Consider the following 18,818-nt stretch of genomic DNA (forward strand, 5'->3'; position numbering starts at 1 on the left):
GCAAGGAGCGTAAGCTCAAACCTTCGCTAACAACCTATATGGTTATTGTAGCATTAGGATATTCTTTAACAAAAATAAATAAGAATATAGCTGTGATTATTAGCTATACTCTTATAATACGAGGAGCATTAAGATGAAAAAAGATTTATCCAAAAACTTAAAAAGATTTTATGGCATCGGCGACCTTTTTTTCACCATGATGACAAGTGTCGAAAACTATTTCTTTAACTTCTTCCTAACCAACATCGTCATGTTCGACCTTGGAATCGTAACATTTATCCAGACCGTCACGACAGTAGTAGATGCTGCATTTTCATGGGCCTACGGCGCAATCATGAATTCCATCAAACCTTTAAAATGGGGTAGATACCGTTCCTGGTTGGTTGTGACCCCTTGGTTGGTACCGATCGTCTACATGTTTAAATTCATGAAAATAGGCAGCGATAGTGTTGCTATAGTGATAATCATTGCAGCCGGTATACTAAGTAGCGTTCTTTGGAACTTCCCTTACGTCGCAAACGTGGCATTGATTTCTGTAGCAGCAAAAACACCTAATGATCGGGTCTCTCTCTCAACTTCTAGAGGAACCTATAATCGTTTAGCTGGCATAATTTTCTCTTACACCGGACTACCATTGGCTTTAATATTAGGAAAAGTCGTTGGAGTTGATTTCCAATTTGCAGCACTTGCATTCATACTAGGGACAGCCATGGCTATTTCTTACTTTGCTCACTTTAAAATGTTCGAAGGTTATGAAGCTATTGAAGAAACCGACGATAAAAAGATAGCCATCGCAAAGAAAAATAAACTCGGTTTTGTCGGTACACTAAAAGCTTTAGTACTTAATCGTCCACTTCTTGTTTTACTCGTTGCGGATATAGCAAGATGGATAGTAAACTTCGTCGCCAGCGCAACTGCTGTCTACTACTTCACCTACGTACTCAAAAACCCTGGTTATCTTGCTACATATATGATAATCATCGGTATAGCAGCAGCCTTGGGAGCTTTCACCTGTAAGTTTATCGCCAATAAATTTTCAGCAAGAACGACCACTATAGCTTACTATCTATTGATGGGTGCACTACTTGTCTTTGCAAAAACCGTTCATACAAATTTCATGGTGGTAATCGTACTATTAGCTCTGGCTCAGTATCTTTATGGCTCAATTTATTCTTTAATGCCGGTACTTTTTGCAGATACTGTAATTTACGATGAGTGGAAATCCAAAAAGAATGCTTCCGGCTGGATCATGGGGTTAAACAATGTAACTTTGAAAATCGCGATCGTATTTAGAGGAATCATCCTTAACACCGTCCTTGCAGTTGTTGGATTTAGTGCTGCAATCGACCCTGCTACAGTTTCCAGTGAGGTCATGAGCGGAATCAGCAGTGCTTTCTTGTTGATACCAGGGATCATACTAATTGTAGGTGGTCTGGCATTAGCTTTTGGCTTCAATCTAACAAAAGAAAAAGTCGAAGAGTATTCTGCTGAAATAGCATCTCGATCATAAAATGACACTTTAGCCGTTGTCTCCATAGAAACTATCAGACAGCGGCTATTTTTGCTTTAAAAATCAATGCTTTTAATTATCCACTAAAAAAAAGGAGTTCTACTTATGAATGATGAAACTATGAATTCAGATATCAGGCAATTTAAAACTTCCAGCATCTTAAAATTTTTCTTAGCTAGCTTGTTCGGGTTATTTGCATTTTTTGTAAGATTTGATTTCAATGGACAAAATAGCATTTTGGTCGATCATATCGTTAGTTTTGTAAGACCTTATGTATCACCAAATTATCTGCTAATGATGTTCTTATTCGGAATCTTTTGCGTCATCGATACATTTTTTATCAAGAAGAACTGGAATAAAAATTTTATCAGTAGAACTATAGCGATTGTAACTACAATTGGTTCTATAATGGCTGCACTTATTTATTTTCAAATTGGACCAGCTTTTTTCCTAGATCCTGAAATAGGGCCTAATGCATCCATCTTAAACGGAATAGCCTCTTTAACCGTACTTGTAGCTGGCATATTCTTGACTTTTTTGGTTGACTTCGGCCTTATAGAAGCAGTTGGGGTTGTACTTCGTCCTCTTATGAGACCATTGTTCAAAACTCCCGGCAGAGCATCAGTTATAGCTTTAAGCGCCTTTTTAGGCAATTTTTCAATGGGACATATTTCCACTAATATTTTATACAAAGATGGAAAATTTAATAAAAAAGAGGCTGCAATCATCGCCTTGGGTTTTTGTACTCCATCAGTAGGTATCATGTTGTTGTTTACTAATCTTCTTGGAATGATGGAATATTGGAATTTGATTTTTGTAACTTCAATCTTGGTTACATTGTTAATCACATTCATTATGATCAGGTTATACCCTTTAAACAAAAAAACCTTGGATTACTACGAAGGAGCCACGCCTTCATATGAACCTGAAGTAAAAGTAAAAGTATTTAAAACAGCCCTGTCTGAAGGAGTTTCTGTCGCTGAAAAAGCCGGCCCTGTTCTTAAGCGGCTTGTCACTACTTTCTTGATGACACTGCGGGTAGTTACAAACATGATGATGTCAGGAATATTCGTTTTGGTAGTAGGTCTTCTGCTTCTTAAATACACTCCTATTTTTACATATGTGGGTTATGTGTTTTGGCCTTTTTTCAAAATAGTAGGATTCGCCAGCACTGATATCGCTATTATAATGCAATCCGCCAGCATGTCATTTCTAGATATATACCTTTCTGTTCTTATTGGTGTGGGACAAGACCTTTCCATTGGCGCTAAATTCTTCCTTTGCTTGTATCCAATGACAGTATCAGTTTTCGTATCCGGTTTTTGGCCAGTCGTTCTGTCTACAGACCTTCCTGTAAAACCACTTGACCTCGTTATTACTTGGTTTTTAAGAATGATATTGACCATCTTAATCGTAGGACTATTGGCAACACTTATTTTTTAACAAGGAGATCTATTGGAACATACTATGCAAATTATTTAGGAGGTATTAAATTGAAAATCACAAAAGAATTATATGATGAAAGATTTAACCGAGTGGTATCTGCTGTTAGACGAGAAATTCCCGACAGAGTTCCGGTAATGCCCATGGTGGAAGAATGGGTCATGCATCATGCTGATATAAGCTTGATAGAAGCATTTAAAAATAGCCCCGATGCTAATTTCGAAGCCTATAAAAAAACATTTACCGACGTTTATGTCGATGCTCAATGGGGAAATATGAATATTTTTCCGATAGATGTAATGAGCAATTTTGGTGAAGGTTTGTACGTCCTGACAGATCACAGCCTTCAAATCAAAGGCAGTCATGGAAACCTTATGAATGCAGACGAGTACGACCAGTTGATTTCCGACCCTGTGAATTTCATCGGAAACACGCTTATACCCCGGAAATTCCCTTCACTGACGGGAGACAAGCAGGAAATCAAAAATAAATTTTTCAAGGCTTTTGACGATTTTAAAGTATTTCTTCAACACAATGCCATAGTAAACAAAAGGGTTGCGGAAGAGTTGGGTATCCCTTTTATGGCAAAGGGAGCTCTTTATACGACTCCAGATATAGTTATGGACTTTTTAAGAGATTTTGTAGGCACTATGGGCGATATCAAAAGATATCCTGATAAATTTTATGCAGCTTGTGATTCCTTATTTGACTATACTATGAGGATGTTGACTTCATCCTATACCACTCCAGAGGATAATCATTGGATTTTCAGTCCTCTTCACTTACCTACCTACTTAAAACCGAAAGATTTTGAAAAATTATATTTCCCATTTCTTTATAAAATGGTAGATGAACTTTGTGTTAAACGAGGGTACAACCAAATGCTTTTTATGGAAAACCTTTGGGAGCCTTACTATGAGATCCTATCCGATTTGCCAAAAACAGATAAACTGGTTGGCTTGATAGAAAAAGGCGATCTCAAGAAAGCTAAAGATTCCATAGGCAACAAAATGTGCATCATGGGCGGAATGCAGGTGGATCTATTAGCTAGAGGCTCAGTAGAACAATGTATCGATCAAGCAAAATGGTGTTTGGATGAACTGGCCCCAGGCGGCGGCTACATCTTCTCAACTGATTCAGTAATAATGTCACATACGGATGCCAAAGCTGAAAACCTAATTGCAGTGTGCGACTATATACATGAAAATGGTGTATATTAATTAAACCTTATAAAGGAGGATGCCACAATGGAAGAAAATTTAATGAGTATTTTGGAAGAATCAATGGAGGAGTACTACAAAGAATTACCTCCCGAAGTAAGAGACTCCATCAAAGAAAGATTTATATGGCTATTGCTTTCTAGATAAAACATGATCGAATTTTAAAATGTAATCAGAAGCAGCATCTCAATGCTTTGTAAGGAGGCAGGTCTCAAACCTTCGCCGATAACATTTATATGATTATTGTAGCTTTAGGATATTCTTTAGTCGAAAACAAATTAGAGTATAACTGTGATCATTAGCTATATTCTAATAATACAAGGAGGAAAAATAGTGAAAAGAGAAGCTTATAATTCAGTCAAAGAGTGGACAGTAATCGGGAAGTATCCCGGGTTCAAAGGAATGGAAGATACGCGTTTGCGTAACACAGAGGGAAATTACGTCTGTCCCGATACAAACAGATATTATCGACCCATACCTACTCTTGAAAACTTCAAGATGTTCTTTCGCGGAGAAACACCTTATTGGATGCCTAATATTGGCTGGTTCTTCTGCGATATTCAGGAGTTCCGCCCTCGTCAAGGACAAGATAATGTAGCCCATCATCAGTGTCTAGATGGTGGTCCCCACATTGATTACGCCACATTCCCAAAAGTGACCAATGGTTGGCTGGAACTGCCACAGGAATGGGAAGCGGTCTCCTGCGGTGCTACTGTTCGTCCGGGTAATCCTTTGGTAGAAGATATGAACGACTGGGAAAAAATCGTCAAATGGCCTGATCTTGACATGATCGATTTCGATGCCATGAGAGAGATGAATCAAGAGTATTTGGGAACTGACAGAGTCAATCAACTAGGCATTCAACTTGGACTATGGGAACGCATGATGGCTATGATGGATGCTTCAAACGCAGCCATTGCATTAGTAGATGAGGATCAGGAGGATGCGGTGAAAGCGTTCCTAGACAGACTCTCTGATATGTATTGCGACTATATCTCCCGAGTAGCGAAAACCGTACGAATTGACAGCGTCATGCTCCATGACGACTGGGGAACTAATACTGGTCCATTCTTCTCTTTAGATACGGCGATGAATTTCTTTGTTGCGCCAATGAAGAAAATTGTAGACCATTGCCATAGCATAGGCATTGTTTTTGAACACCATTGTTGCGGAAAAGCAGAAAAACTTGTCCCGGCTATGGTGGCAACAGGGAGCGATTTCTGGTTTCCTCAACCGGCAATAAATGATGTGGATACGTTGATCGAAGAGTATAAGAATGAGCATATTACTTTCGCTATAGGTAATCCGGTCCTACCAAAGGGTTCCACAAAAGAAGAAGTTCAAAAGATAGCAAAGGATTTTGTCGATAAATATTCCGATAAAAGAATTCTGTTTTGCTCGGATTCCGGTAAAGCCAGAATTCCAAATCACGACACTTCCTTGTGGCCGACTTTTCGTGATGCTGTATACGAATATAGTCGTAGGGCATATCAAAAATATCCAGTACCAGAAGATATGGGGAAAATGGTCATGGAGCACCAGCAACAATATCAAGATGCGTTCAGTGATTTAGCTGTGTAAAACTCTCAAAATGCTGTAGAGGTCATAAACCTTTACAGCATTTTTATTTCCTAATATTAACAGTTATTTTAACAAACACTCTCAGGGGTTTTCCAAACTTCACTGAATTTTGCTGAGCTGACAATATTTATTCATTGATATCCCTTGTTTTCTCAACTGTTGAATTGCACGTACAGATCACTATTTACATATATTTTTTAAGAAATCAATTTTTTTCAATCCAATCTAATGCTATATTCATAGCTAAATCAAGTATTTCCTACATAAAATAGTTTAGGTTCTAAATATTTTTAGTTTGTCAAAATGCACAAAAAGGTGTTGTTTCTTCGTCGCTATGAATATGGCATATTTTTAACAATCACGTTATACTTTTATCAAAGCATGACAAGACAAATACTTATCCATCACCGTGCTTTATAAAAATGAATGGAGTGAAATGTATGAATTTTGAATCAACCTTTAAACCTATGTATATCGGCAAGATGCTAGTTAAAAACAGATTGGTGGTACCAGCAATGGATTCCGCCATGTGTGAAGATGACGGTACTATAGAAAAAATGGCTTGTGACTACTACGGCTCTAGAGCCAAAGGCGGCTTTGGTATAGTCATTACAGAGATCGCAGCAGTAGATGACAAGGGTATGGGAATGCCTGGAGAACCAAGATTGTACTCTGACGATTACATACCAGGTCTGACTAAATTAGCAAATGCAATTCATAAAGGTGGCGCAAAAGCCATAGTTCAATTACACCATGCTGGAAGAGAAACTGCTTCAGCAATGATCGGACAAACACCAGTAGGTCCCTCATCCATACCTTCCGTCGTGTATCGGGAACCTGTCAATGAATACACCACAGCACAAGTTTACGAATTAGTTGATTCTTATGTTCAGGCATCAGTTCGTTGTAAAAAAGCTGGTTTTGACGGAATCGAGTTTCACAGTGCCCACGGATACATGGGATTGCAATTTATGAGCCCTAGAACGAACAAAAGAATCGATGAGTTTGGTGGCGGCGTATCAGGAAGAAGCTACTTCCATAAACTGATCATCGAAGGTATTAGAAAAGAGTGTGGAGAAGATTTTGCCATACTAGTTCGTATCGACTCCATCGAAGGAAGAGCAGGAGGCTTGGAAGAAGAAGAGTCAGTTGTATTTGCAAGATTATTGGAATCCTACGGTGCGGATGCATTGAACGTTTCTGCAGGAACATATGCTTCTTGGGATGTTATCGTTCCTCCAACATCATGGCAACAAGGTTGGAACTGGAGAATAAGCAGAAGAATAAAAGAATCCGTTAACATTCCTGTAATGTTAGCCGGAAGATTCTCAGATCCTTACGTCATCGAACAGTCTATTGAACGTGGAGATGCCGATTTCATATGTCTTGGACGTCAATCAATTGCAGATCCAGACTTTCCTAACAAAATGGCTGGTGGAGATGTAGAAGATATCGTACCTTGCATAGGATGTACTCAACGTTGCATGTCTTTCAATGATCACGATTCATTGCAAGAAGGAGACTGGGGTGTATCATGTATCTTCAATCCAATGAGCAACAACCGAAAAGACGTACAATATGGACCAACAGAAACTCCAAAAAAAGTAATGGTAATCGGAGCCGGAGTAGCCGGCATGGAAGCCGCTTGGATCGCAGCTGAGCGTGGACATGATGTAACTCTATATGAGAAAAACGGAGAAAACAAAGTTGGAGGACAATTCTTGATAGCATCATACCCTCCATACAAACAAGAACTTACAAGACCTATCAAATTTTTCAAACACATGTGTGAGAAAAACGATGTGAAAATGGTATACAACCAAGAAGTAAGCACTTCATTCATTCAAGAGCAAAAGCCGGATGTTTTGATAGTTGCAACAGGAGCCACTCCATTTAAACTGAACATTCCAGGAAATGATGCAGATAATGTATATATGGCTAATGATGTTTTAGTCGGCAAGAAGATCTTGGCTAACAGCGCCCTAGTTATCGGCGGCGGCATGGTTGGCGTTGAAACAGCTGAATTCTGCAAGGACTATTGTGAAAAAGTTGCAGTGGTAGAGATGAAGGAAGACATCGCTATGGACTTGTACATGACCGTTCGAGATGATTTGATTGGACGTTTCAAAAAAGAAGGCGTCGAAGTATTCAAAAATACAAAAGTTCTTAAAATCGAAGGCAACAATGTTTATGCAGAGCAAAACGGCAAAGAAATACTACTCGAAGGATACGACAACATAGTATTTGCTGTAGGCTCCAAGTCAGATCAATTATTTGAAAATGTTGAATCTCTAGCAGATGAAGTTTATGTAATAGGTGACGCAAAACAAGCAAGAAGCGCTTTAGAAGCAATATACGAAGGTGCAAGAGTAGGTATGAAAATATGATTTTAGAAGATTATATAGCAAGAATGAACGAAAGTGATTTTGTCGGTATATCTAATCTTTTTACGGAAAACTGCAGATTCAATGATGGCGGCGCCCGTCCCTTGCAAGTAGATGACTTGATCGTTGAAGGCAGGGAAGCATTAAAGAAAGCTTTTGAATCCGTGTGGGAAAATTACAAAGTGAGAGCAGAAATCGTAAAGTTAAATCCCAACTCCATGGAATACGATGTATACCTGGGCGATGTTAAACTAGAATGCGTAGGCTGCGCCACACTTAAAGACGGATTGATCGACGAGTATATTGTAAGACCAAGATAAAAAAATCCTCTATCAATAATATAGTAAAACCCTTTAGGAGCAATTTTCTTCCTAAAGGGTTTTATTAGTTGTTGCTATATGCCGATATTTCCAAGCTCAAAACCAAGTGCAATAACACGTGATAGTCCTGAAGGTCCAATCCGAAAAGTTCTTCCAACCGGCTCAATCTATAATTGAGAGTATTTCGGTGAATATGCATGGCCTCAGACGTGTCATTTTTCTGAAACAAGTGCCGACAATAGCTGGACAAGGTTTTATAATAATCGGTATCGTTTTCCTTATCATATTCTTGGATCTTACCTAAAACCGGATGTATGAAGCAGTGATACTCCTTCTGCTGACTTAGGTGCAGAAATAGAGGGATCGGCGCAATATCGTGATAGTAATACAACTTGGTATTCGATCCTTCCATCTCATTTCTGTATCTATACAGAGCGGTCAACCTTCCTTGAAGGTAGTAATCCGGCAGGGAATACAAATCTTCTACAGGGTCAACAGCACCGCTTATGATATGGTATTGATACAAATAATCAGAAATTTTTTCTGCAGTTGCCCCCAATTCTACATTGGCACCTTCAGCACTTATCAACACCACCAGGTCGTCGTTGTAAATAGTGGGTATGACGCAGGGGAACCTATGAAGAAAATAGTTTATCGCTACTGACGCAAATGCGTGTTGAGATTTCGTCTGGTCCAATGGCGCCACCAACAAAGCAGCATCCTTTAGATCAAATTTGGACAATTGTGCGATCGCTCTGGTTTTTGCATGCTTCGTAGTATTTCGGTTCATCAGATACTGCAGAGTGTCTGAATTTACCGAAGGCATCCGATTGGATAAATTTATTTTTATCCTCAATACTTGAGTTAGGATGGAGGTAGCATCCAACTGCCAAGGTTCAAATTCCCTGTCTTTCAAAAAAATGGCCACATGACCCAATACCTTAGTTTCATCATAAACCTCTGCGAAAATCCTCGGACAGTCTTTGACTAGACCTTCCTTTTCAAAAAATGGATCGTACCGCTTTCCCGGTTGACTCAAATAGGCCTTATGGAATGCGGCAATGGTTTCTTCAGGGAGCCCTCCTGTTTCAAGCAATGTGTCGTACACAAAATCATCGATCTTTTTCGTTGGATACATGGAAACCATCTGGTACTCATTATCTGTGAAAACTACCGGTGCATCAAAAATCTTGCCAGCCGCTCTGATCAAGGGTCTAAACCCCGGTTTGTCCATTTCTCTATGAAATTCCTTGTATATCTCTATCATGTCAGGTGATTTGCTCTTCATGGACATCTTCACTCCTAATAAACTGGCATGCTTCATTATTTTTCCCGATTCAAATTTCGATAGGTACTTTTTCTCCATCTATGTATATATCTACACCCTTAGATATGCAGTCTATGTGGACTCCTGCTTCTGTCACACCTCCAAAGGATTTGTTGTTTCCAAAGGCTATGTGGACCGTGTCGTATACTTTTTCATCTTCAAGAATAACACCTGTTACCCTTGCCGCCGGATTTGCTCCGATTCCAAATTCAGCTATTCTTCGACCTTCGCCCTCTCCCAAAAGCTCCAACAGCTTTTTGCCCATTTCACCTGTAGCATCAGTCAAATAACCCTCTTCCAAAGTAAGCAGTATAGGTTCCTCAACTTTACCAATGCCTGCTATGGATCCGTCCACAAGGAAATGACCATTGGCAGAAGTCTCAATGGGCGCGATATAACTTTCACCTGAAGGGATGTTTCCCGACTCCCCCTTATTCAAGAAGATTCCTGTACTGGAGATCCCTTTTCTTTCTGCTATTGAAAAATTCAGCTTATATCCACCTTTTTCAAGGATAACTTCCTTGCCTTCATCCAACAGCTTAGTAAATCTGTCGGTCAAACGTATTATATCCTTGGGATCTGCAGTCAAAGCTCCAAATTCAAGCATGTCTTCGGTTATTCCAGGCATGGTTCCCACCCTTGCACCTGCTGATGAAGCATTCTTTCTGGCAGATGTGTGGGTCAACGAAGCTTTAGTGACACAAAGGACCACATCCGCAGCTTTCATTGATTCCGCTACCATTGTCGGCGGTTCCTGACCGGATTTATATATTGAAGGTATCTTGATCAAAGCAGTTTCATTTCCTGCTTCTTTTGCGGCTTCATAAAAGTACGTTCCGATCATTTCCAAAGCATCATCGGTGACTATCAACACCGATTCCCTTTGTTTTAATCCAAAATTATTTTTATATATATTTTTTATGTTTTCTGTTATTCCCATGATTTGAGCTCCTTTCTTTAGTCATCCAGGAGTTCCCCTAATACCCTTGCTACAAAAGTCCTTGCCAATACTACTGACTTTTCGGTCAAACGAGTCAATTGTCTTTTCATGGACAGGGTATATCCAATGCAATCCATAACAATCAAATCAATATCCGCATCTTTAAGAACATTGGCAATAGGCTCCATCTCATCCTCTCCTGTATATGGAGAAAAGGGAACGACCACCGCATCCATTCCCGCTTCTTTCCACTTTAGAACCGTCTGTGCTATCTGTTCCTTGTCCGGTATGACGATCCCGATTTTGCTGGCGCTTGTCAAATTTGGAACACTACTGTGCATTATCTTCTGAGGATAAAGCACAGGCTTTTTAGAATGAAAAACATCCGGAAAGGTTCCAGTGCAGATAAACAATATTATCTGGGCACCTTCATCCTCTAATTTGTCTATACACAGTTGAAGTCTTGGCAAAATATGCTTTTCAGCAAACTTTACGCTTCTTCCATCCCTTAAAGTAGAAACAAGTACGTAATCTCCCTCTTCAGGTTTGAACTTTAAGATCTCCTGATATTCAAGACCGTCCAAAGCACCCGCTTGAATAACCTCTACATCTTTCCCTAAAAAAGGAAGCATCTCCTGTACCACGTCTGTTCTAGGAGATTGTCCTATAGTTATTGCTCCCAGTTTGGGTTTTTTTGAATCAGTCATTTTTGCCTAAAGTCTGGAACTGTTTTATTTCACCATATAGTTTTGTCAACAGACCAAACTCTTCCTCGTCGAAAAAGCTGCAATTGCCTCTGCCAAATTCTTTTGCCACTTCAAGGACAAATCTTCCGGCTTGCTCCAAATCGAATGGCTGGCTGGCTCCCGTAGCACATCCAGGGACCGCTACCTCCGCAGTTATGGCCACCCCAACTACCGGTGCAGATGTAGCTGTAGCCGGTTGCAGGATGCTGTTTATATGATAAACACCGTTTCCGTAAGGAGTAATGTCTTGAATGCTAAGGGGAAATACCACTGGAAGTTTTCCAGTTGTGTTTTGCATTATATCCAGTAGTTGATCGCTTACTTTAAGGATATATCCATCTTTTACTGTTGGAGATATGGCAAATCCTCTATGATTGATGACTCTATTTCCTTTAGTGGTGTCAACAGACAGTATTGCGTCCAAATCACCACTTACTTCTTCTCTGTTGACAGTTGCCATGTCTACTGGTGAATCCATGAATGGAACGGGCTTGTGGGGCTGTGTTGGAGCATCCGGACAAATGTGTGTAGAGAGAACTACATCTCCGTCTAAAAAATCTCCTTTATTCTGCATATCAAGAAGTTTTGCAGCAACAGCCATAGCAACTACTGCTCCATCTGCATCGGATACCATCCCGATCATTTCAGGTCTAGCTCCTATGCCGCCAAGTCTACCTAGGATTCCTATGGTAGGAGCGTCCATTCCCTTTGATTTTCCTTTGCTTCCGGGTACGGTCACACGGATAAAATCTGTTTTGCCCTTATCTCCTGTTATGGTCTTTACTTCTACGTCCTTTGCGCCGTAAGTTTCCAGATATTTTTTCATCTGTTCTCCATTGGCGGTTGCTGTATCCATTAATTCATATACTTCCATTATTTGTCTTGTAATCATTCCATAGCCTCCTCAATTTCTTTGTATTCTCTTCTTATTCAACACCTAAAAGGTCACACAAAGACAATAAATATATTTTGTTGGCATTGAGCACATCTTCTATGTCTACATTTTCATTGTAAGAGTGTATCCCCTCCGTATTGGATGGTCCATATTGGATGGTGGGAATCCCTTTTTCCCTGTAATATCTTGCATCGCTGGAAGCCCACTGGTATGCAGGAAGTACTTCTATCCCCCAAAGTTCTTCTGCATTTTTCTTGATGGCTTGTACGATGGGTGCTTCCATCGGAGTACTGTTTCCGTAGTTTTTCCATTCTACTTCGTATTCCACTCCCTCTACACCGCTCTTTTCTATCATGGACTTAATTTTTTCCTCGAGCTCTTGAATATCTACACCAACGGGCAAACGCACATCCACGTGAGCTTCACAGTAGTCTGGCACCATGTTTAGTTTTGTTCCACCTTGAATGGTTCCAACACTTGCGGTCACATGATCTATGACATTTTCTATTCCTGGCATGTCCAGTTTGTTTGACGCTATGTACTTTGAATTTTTCAAAGCCTGGGCTTGATCATCACGGTAATTTCCTTTGACTTCATGGAGCATACCGATGTTTATAAGGACCTTTGAAAGTTTTATTATTGCATTGTCCCCTTTGTAGTTTCCAAGGCTGCCATGAGCCGGAGTTCCATAAGCTTTTAATATGAGCTCATTGGAGCCCTTTTGGCCAATCTCTATAGTGTAATTTGAAGTCGGTTCCGCAACTATGCAAGCATCTGCATGGTCTCCATAGCCATCTTCAATGAGCCATTTCGTTCCAAATTGTCCTCCGGATTCTTCATCGGATACTATGTGAAGCCTAATATTTCCCTTGATTTCTGCTCCTGATTCCTTAAGCAATCTCATGGCAAATAATATCCCGGCCACCCCCGCTTTCATGTCGGAGGTTCCCCGTCCCAATATAAGTTTATCAGTAACTTCACCGCCAAAAGGATCAAAATCCCACTTTGACGGATCCCCGGCAGGGACTACGTCAACATGGCCGTTTAATATGATGCTAGGGCCTAAATCGTTGCCCATTTTTGCCAAGATACATGGAAACTCTTCGTTGGCTTTGACTTCATCTCCTTCGATCCCTGATTCTTTCAGATAATTCATGACGAAATCTATTACTTCTCTCTGACTCCCAATAGGATTTTCGCTGTTTATCTTTATGAGATCCGAAGTCAATTTTATCAATTCCTGTTCTCTCTCTTGTGCCATTTTAACTAACTGTTCTTTATTTATGATCACGTCCACCTCCCAATAGCTCTATGATTTACATTTATTCGATCAAACTAATTTCAATACAAAAAGCATGCTACTCTGTGATTGTCTCCTGTTTCAATAAGTTCAGGTATCTCTACCCTGCATTTGTCCATAACGTGCTTGCACCTGCTTGCAAATGGACATCCCACTTGTTCTCCAACTGGACTCGGTATCTCGCCTTTCAACTCTATCTTTTTAGTCTTTTCGAAAGGTGTCTCCGGTGGAATCGCCGATAATAAAAGCTGGGTATATGGGTGCTTGGGGTTCTTATATATCTCTTCAGCCCTACATATCTCTACTATCCTGCCTAGATACATTATGGCTATTCTATCGCTTACGTGTTTAATAACGCTCAAGTCATGGGAGATAAATACCATAGTCAGATTGTACTGTCTTTGGATCGAGTTAAGCAGATTCAATACCTGCGCCTGGACCGATACGTCAAGGGCGGAAACCGGTTCATCGCACACGATTATCTTTGGATTGAGAGCCAAAGCCCTGGCAACATTTATCCTCTGCCTTTGTCCTCCTGAGAACTCGTGAGGATATCTATGGATGTGCTGATCGTTTAGACCAACTTCCTTCATCAAAGATTTGACTTTTTCTTTTCGAGCTTTAGTATCTCCGATCCCATGTACTATCAAAGGCTCTTCGATGATGTTTCCTGCGGTTTTTCTAGGATTCAATGAAGAATACGGATCTTGAAAAATCATTTGGATATCTCTTCGTAGAGCTTTTAATTCGGCTCCTTTTTTTTCATTTATCTCCGCACCATCGAATAGTATCTTTCCGGATGTGGCGTCATGGAGCCTTACCAGGCACCTTCCAAATGTTGATTTGCCGCAGCCTGACTCGCCAATAATCCCCATAGTCTCCCCTTCAAAAATTTCAAGGCTTACATCGCTAAGTGCATGAAGGATCTTTTGCTCTTCCATAAGCTTGCTTTTTCTGAGTTTAAAGGTCTTATTGAGTTTTTCCACTTTTAAGATAGGTTTTTTAGACATCGCCAAACTCCTCCCCTCTTGCCAAAGTGCTTTCTTTCGTCTGTCTGTGACAAGCCACAAAATGTCCTTCTTTGATTTCCAAAAGCTCCGGAACTTTTTCAGAACATATAGGTATTGCGTAAGGGCACCTGTTATGGAAATTGCAAGCTTCTCCAGTAAGTCTAAGATCTGGTGGAGTTCCCGGAATAGTAGTCAATTCAGATTTGGATTCATGACTTAGCTTCGGGATCGACTCGAGCAATCCCCAAGTATAAGGATGCAAGGCTTCTGAGTACAATTCCTTGGCAGATGTGTACTCCACTGTTTTTCCCGCATACATTACCATTACATCGTCGCACATTTCCCATACTATTCCCAGGTTGTGAGTTATAAGCATAATCGATGTGTCTAGATTTTGCTGCATTTCCTTCAGTAAATTCAATACTTGTGCCTGTACTGTCACATCCAATGCTGTTGTAGGTTCGTCAGCTATTACCAACTTGGGCTGTGCGGTTATCGCCATGGCAATTATGACTCTCTGGCACATGCCTCCCGAAAGCTCGTAAGGATATGAATTCATTCTGCTTTCCGGGTTTGGAATGCCTACCTTTTTAAGTGATTCTATGCTTAAGGCCTTGGCCTCTTCCACGGATATGTCTTGATGGGCTCTTATCATTTCGACCATTTGGGCTCCGACTTTAAAAACCGGATCCAAAGATGTCATGGGGTCTTGAGAAATCAATACAACGTCCTTGCCTCTGAATTCAAGCAATTCCTTGCTATTAAAGGTGAGAACGTCTTTGCCGTTAAAATTGATCTCTCCCTCTACGACTTTTCCGATCTTTTTCGGCAACAATCTCATAATAGAAGATGCAGTCATGCTTTTGCCTGAACCGGATTCCCCTACTATGCCCAAAGTCTTGCCCCGCTCAATGCCAAAGCTTACACCGTCTACGGCCTTAACTACGCCACTGGCAAGAAATAAATAAGTTTTAAGATCTTTTACTTCCAGTACTACATCAGCCATATTTATTCCTCCCATCCAAAACTTTTTTTCATATCTTCAAAAGTTTCTTTTATTTTCTTGTATGCTTCTTTATCCTCTAATATGTCTATCCCAGTCATAGCCAAAGCCTTGGCTCCTATTTCTATAGCTTTGTGTCCATGTGGTCCTCCTACCGCTTCTTCAAATTCCACGGTATGTCCCCTCAAGGCTGGAACCACCTGCACATAAGATTGAAGGCCTGGAATCTTGTGAGTTACGTTTCCCATATCGGTACAGCCTATTCCCAGTTCTCTCCTTCTGGGTGCAACTACTTCTCCCAAACTTTCGAAATTTTCTTTAAGCAGATCTTCTATCACAGGGTTGTTTCTGATATCTTCGTAAGAATATCCATCGATTTTATGTTCAAATCGTGTTTTTGTTATGGCCGCCAAGCCTTCACAGGTGCCTATCAATCTCTCCAAAAGTTCAAACTTGTACTTCATGTCAAACGAGCGGACAGTGAACTTGGCCTGACAATGATCAGGTATGTAGATGGGTTCTTCCCCACCTTTGGTGATGACCCCTAAAATCGTGCCCCTGCCGGCTATTTCCACCCGCATTGCATTTATGAGATTAAAGAGTTCCAAAACCGGAGTCAATGCACTAATACCCTCTTCCGGCCACGTAGCACCGTGTGCTGTAATTCCAAAAAAATCTACGATCACATCCGTCCTGGAATATGAAATATCATTTACCACTGTTTCGTTGGCAGAATGTAGGATCATTGCTATATCCAACTCGTCGAAGGCACCTCGTTCCAGCATAATGACCTTTCCGCCTCCGCCTTCTTCTGCAGGCGTTCCAAAAACGGAAACTGTTCCGCCCAGTCGGTCTATAACCTCTTTTACTGCTATACCCGCTCCCACTGCCATGGCTGCCATAAGGTTGTGCCCACAAGAATGTCCCATGCCCGGAACTGCGTCGTACTCTCCAAAAAATCCTATATGGGGGCCGCTTTTACCTGAGGTGTAGGTAGCCTTGACAGCAGTTTCCAGACCGGCTATTCCCTTTTCAACTTGAAAACCGTAGCCCTCCAAAACATCTGCAAACTCTTTAGAGGCTTTGTATTCTTTAAAATTGTATTCCGGTTCGTTCCATATCTTGTCGGACAAAGCAATCAAATCAGGCATGAGCTCTTTTACCTTGTCCTGTACTATTTTTTTATTTTCCACCAGATCACCTACTTCTTCATCTTGGGGTCCAGAACATCTCTTATCCCGTCACCAAGCAGGTTGAATCCAAGAACCGTCAGCAGTATGAAAATACCGGATATCGTAGCAATGTGGGGAGCAGTGTTCAAAGTCTCCTTTCCCGCTCTCAGGATATTTCCCCAAGAAGCAGTGGGAGGAGTGATTCCAAGTCCCAGGAAACTAAGCGCCGCCTCGGATATTATAGATCCTGCAGTGCTCAATGTTGCGTACACTATTATCGGAGAAAGAGTGTTTGGCAATATATGTTTAAACAGCAATCTGGGGTGAGATGCGCCAATCCCAATAACCGCTTTGCAATAATCCTCATTTTTGACTATATGGACCTGACCGCGCACTACTCGGGCAAAGTTTGGAATATTTGCTATCCCGACAGCCAGTATGACGTTGAACACTCCGGTTCCAAGGATGGTCATCAATATTATGGAAAGCAATATAAATGGAAAAGCCATCATGCCGTCCATTATCCTCATGATAACCGAATCAACGATTCCTCCTGCGTAACCTGACACCAATCCAAGCAGCACTCCAATTGTCGCACCTACGAAAGTTGCTCCGACCGCAACCAGAATAGATATTCTCGATCCGTAGATTATCCGGCTTAGAAGATCCCTTCCGAATTCATCGGTTCCAAATATGTGCCCGGGGCTTCCGGGTTTAAGATAAGTACTTCCCAAACTTAATTCGTTCGGATCGTATGGAGCAAGAATTCCGGCAAATATAACCAGTATCATCATAAATACAACTATGAACAATCCCAACATCGCAGTTTTATTTCGCTTTATCTTGTTCCATGCACTATTTGATTTTCTTTCTTTCTCAAGCATGACTGCATGTGCCTGTCCACCAAGACTGTCTTTTTTATGTTCCATCAAGCTCCACCTCCCTTGCTCTCGTAATTAACTTTGGGGTTTATAACCATATACAATAAATCCACTGCCAGATTAACAAATACGAATGCCATGGCGGTTATAAGCACAGCGCCTTGAACCAGCATGTAATCCCTGTTTTCTATGGCTCCCGTTATAAGAGTTCCCATTCCTGGCCATGAAAATATGGTTTCAGTCAGTATTGCACCTGTAAAGGCTGCTGCAAGTTGAAGGCCTATAACCGTAATAACCGGTGGAAGGGCATTCTTAAGGGCATGTTTGTATATTATGACTCTTTCTTTCAGTCCCCTGGCTCTGAGAGATTTAATGAAATCGTTGTTCACAACTTCCAACATGCTTGATCTGGTGATCCTTGTAAAGGTTGCGGTTGGTATTGTAGCAAGACATGCCACCGGAAGTATCATATGGCTAACCACATCCCACAATCCGTTGTTCATTGATCCCATTCCAAGCGAAGGCAGCCACCCAAGATTTACGCTAAACACAAGTACAAGCATCAAACCAAGCCAAAATATGGGCATTGACACACCTACCAAAGCCAAAACCATGGCTATGTAGTCAAAAGCACTATACTGTTTTATGGCGCTTACTATTCCCAATGGTATGGATATTAAAATTGCGAGCACCAAACTTGTCAGGGAAATCAATAGAGTGTTTGGTATACGTTCCGTTATAAGATCCATGACTGGTATGTTGTATGAATAGGACTTTCCAAAATCCCCTTTAACAATATTTTTCAAATAATCCACGTATTGCTTGCCAAGACTGTCGTTTAATCCCATTTCTTCTTCCATTCTTTCGATTTCCTCCACAGATGCCTGGGGCCCTAAAACAGCTGCCGCAGGGTTTCCAGGTATCAATCTGGTCAGAACGAAAGTTATGGTCACGACCACAAGCAATGTGGGGATGATTTGAATAAGCCTTTGTAAAATCATCTTGACCATTCTAGCACCACCTTTAATTTGCATTTACTATAGCCAAAAGGCTTAAAAGGATCCTCCCTTTTAAGCCCTTGGTACA

Annotated in this window: 16 protein-coding genes; 6 read left to right on the forward strand and 10 right to left on the reverse strand. The window is 40.8% G+C overall.

All coding sequences use genetic code 11. The annotated features are described in order from the left end of the window. Window positions 1-133 precede the first annotated feature (133 nt). The 6 genes from IWB18_RS09955 to IWB18_RS09980 all read left to right on the forward strand — a co-directional run bounded on the left by IWB18_RS09955 (window position 134) and on the right by IWB18_RS09980 (window position 8,458). Complete coding sequence (locus IWB18_RS09955; protein ID WP_195683473.1) at window positions 134-1,510, forward strand: MFS transporter; 1,377 nt, start codon at window positions 134-136, stop codon at window positions 1,508-1,510. Window positions 1,511-1,615: 105 nt separating this feature from the next. Beyond that, complete coding sequence (locus IWB18_RS09960) at window positions 1,616-2,953, forward strand: YjiH family protein (protein WP_195683474.1); 1,338 nt, start codon at window positions 1,616-1,618, stop codon at window positions 2,951-2,953. Between the two features lie 50 nt (window positions 2,954-3,003). Further along, window positions 3,004-4,173, forward strand: coding sequence for a uroporphyrinogen decarboxylase family protein (locus tag IWB18_RS09965; RefSeq protein WP_195683475.1), 1,170 nt, complete (start codon window positions 3,004-3,006; stop codon window positions 4,171-4,173). A 654-nt stretch (window positions 4,174-4,827) separates the two neighbouring features. Continuing rightward, complete coding sequence (locus IWB18_RS09970) at window positions 4,828-5,754, forward strand: uroporphyrinogen decarboxylase family protein (protein WP_195683476.1); 927 nt, start codon at window positions 4,828-4,830, stop codon at window positions 5,752-5,754. Between the two features lie 440 nt (window positions 5,755-6,194). Further along, window positions 6,195-8,141 carry an NAD(P)/FAD-dependent oxidoreductase gene (locus tag IWB18_RS09975; protein ID WP_195683477.1) on the forward strand — a complete coding sequence of 649 codons (1,947 nt, stop codon included), beginning with the start codon at window positions 6,195-6,197 and terminating at the stop codon, window positions 8,139-8,141. Continuing rightward, window positions 8,138-8,458: a nuclear transport factor 2 family protein gene (locus IWB18_RS09980; RefSeq protein WP_195683478.1), complete on the forward strand. Its 321-nt coding sequence runs from the start codon at window positions 8,138-8,140 to the stop codon at window positions 8,456-8,458. The genes IWB18_RS09975 and IWB18_RS09980 overlap by 4 nt, the downstream gene beginning before the upstream one ends. 64 nt (window positions 8,459-8,522) lie before the next feature. Here the strand turns inward: IWB18_RS09980 and IWB18_RS09985 are convergent, their stop codons facing one another. Genes IWB18_RS09985 through IWB18_RS10030 form a run of 10 tightly spaced genes read right to left on the reverse strand, consistent with a single transcriptional unit; the run spans window position 8,523 to window position 18,766 of the window. Then, window positions 8,523-9,824, reverse strand: coding sequence for a PucR family transcriptional regulator (locus IWB18_RS09985; RefSeq protein ID WP_195683479.1), 1,302 nt, complete (start codon window positions 9,822-9,824; stop codon window positions 8,523-8,525). Then, window positions 9,796-10,725, reverse strand: a complete 930-nt coding sequence (locus IWB18_RS09990; protein ID WP_195683480.1) for an aminopeptidase — start codon at window positions 10,723-10,725, stop codon at window positions 9,796-9,798. The genes IWB18_RS09985 and IWB18_RS09990 overlap by 29 nt, the downstream gene beginning before the upstream one ends. Before the next feature lie 17 nt (window positions 10,726-10,742). Continuing rightward, the gene (locus IWB18_RS09995; RefSeq protein WP_195683481.1) at window positions 10,743-11,432 is read right to left on the reverse strand and encodes an AroM family protein; all 690 of its coding nucleotides are present in this window, start codon (window positions 11,430-11,432) and stop codon (window positions 10,743-10,745) included. Then, window positions 11,425-12,363 (reverse strand): DUF1177 domain-containing protein, encoded by a 939-nt coding sequence (locus tag IWB18_RS10000; protein ID WP_195683482.1) that lies wholly within the window; start codon window positions 12,361-12,363, stop codon window positions 11,425-11,427. Before IWB18_RS10000 ends, IWB18_RS09995 begins: the two co-directional genes overlap by 8 nt. Window positions 12,364-12,397: 34 nt before the next feature. Further along, entirely contained in the window at window positions 12,398-13,657 is a 1,260-nt protein-coding gene (locus IWB18_RS10005) for a M20 family metallopeptidase (protein ID WP_332310684.1), read from the reverse strand. Window positions 13,658-13,707: 50 nt separating this feature from the next. Beyond that, on the reverse strand, window positions 13,708-14,676 hold the full coding sequence (locus tag IWB18_RS10010) for an ABC transporter ATP-binding protein (RefSeq protein WP_195683483.1): 969 nt from the start codon (window positions 14,674-14,676) through the stop codon (window positions 13,708-13,710). Further along, window positions 14,669-15,682 carry an ABC transporter ATP-binding protein gene (locus IWB18_RS10015; RefSeq protein ID WP_195683484.1) on the reverse strand — a complete coding sequence of 338 codons (1,014 nt, stop codon included), beginning with the start codon at window positions 15,680-15,682 and terminating at the stop codon, window positions 14,669-14,671. Before IWB18_RS10015 ends, IWB18_RS10010 begins: the two co-directional genes overlap by 8 nt. A 2-nt stretch (window positions 15,683-15,684) precedes the next feature. Next, on the reverse strand, window positions 15,685-16,872 hold the full coding sequence (locus tag IWB18_RS10020; protein WP_332310685.1) for a M20 family metallopeptidase: 1,188 nt from the start codon (window positions 16,870-16,872) through the stop codon (window positions 15,685-15,687). An 8-nt stretch (window positions 16,873-16,880) separates the two neighbouring features. Next, a complete protein-coding gene (locus IWB18_RS10025; RefSeq protein ID WP_195683485.1) occupies window positions 16,881-17,780 on the reverse strand; it encodes an ABC transporter permease in 900 nt (299 codons plus the stop codon). Then, complete coding sequence (locus IWB18_RS10030) at window positions 17,780-18,766, reverse strand: ABC transporter permease (protein ID WP_269747929.1); 987 nt, start codon at window positions 18,764-18,766, stop codon at window positions 17,780-17,782. Before IWB18_RS10030 ends, IWB18_RS10025 begins: the two co-directional genes overlap by 1 nt. Window positions 18,767-18,818: the final 52 nt, after the last annotated feature.

It is taken from the genome of Alkalibacter mobilis (assembly GCF_015594845.1).
Classification (GTDB): Bacteria; Bacillota; Clostridia; order Eubacteriales; family Alkalibacteraceae; genus Alkalibacter; species Alkalibacter mobilis.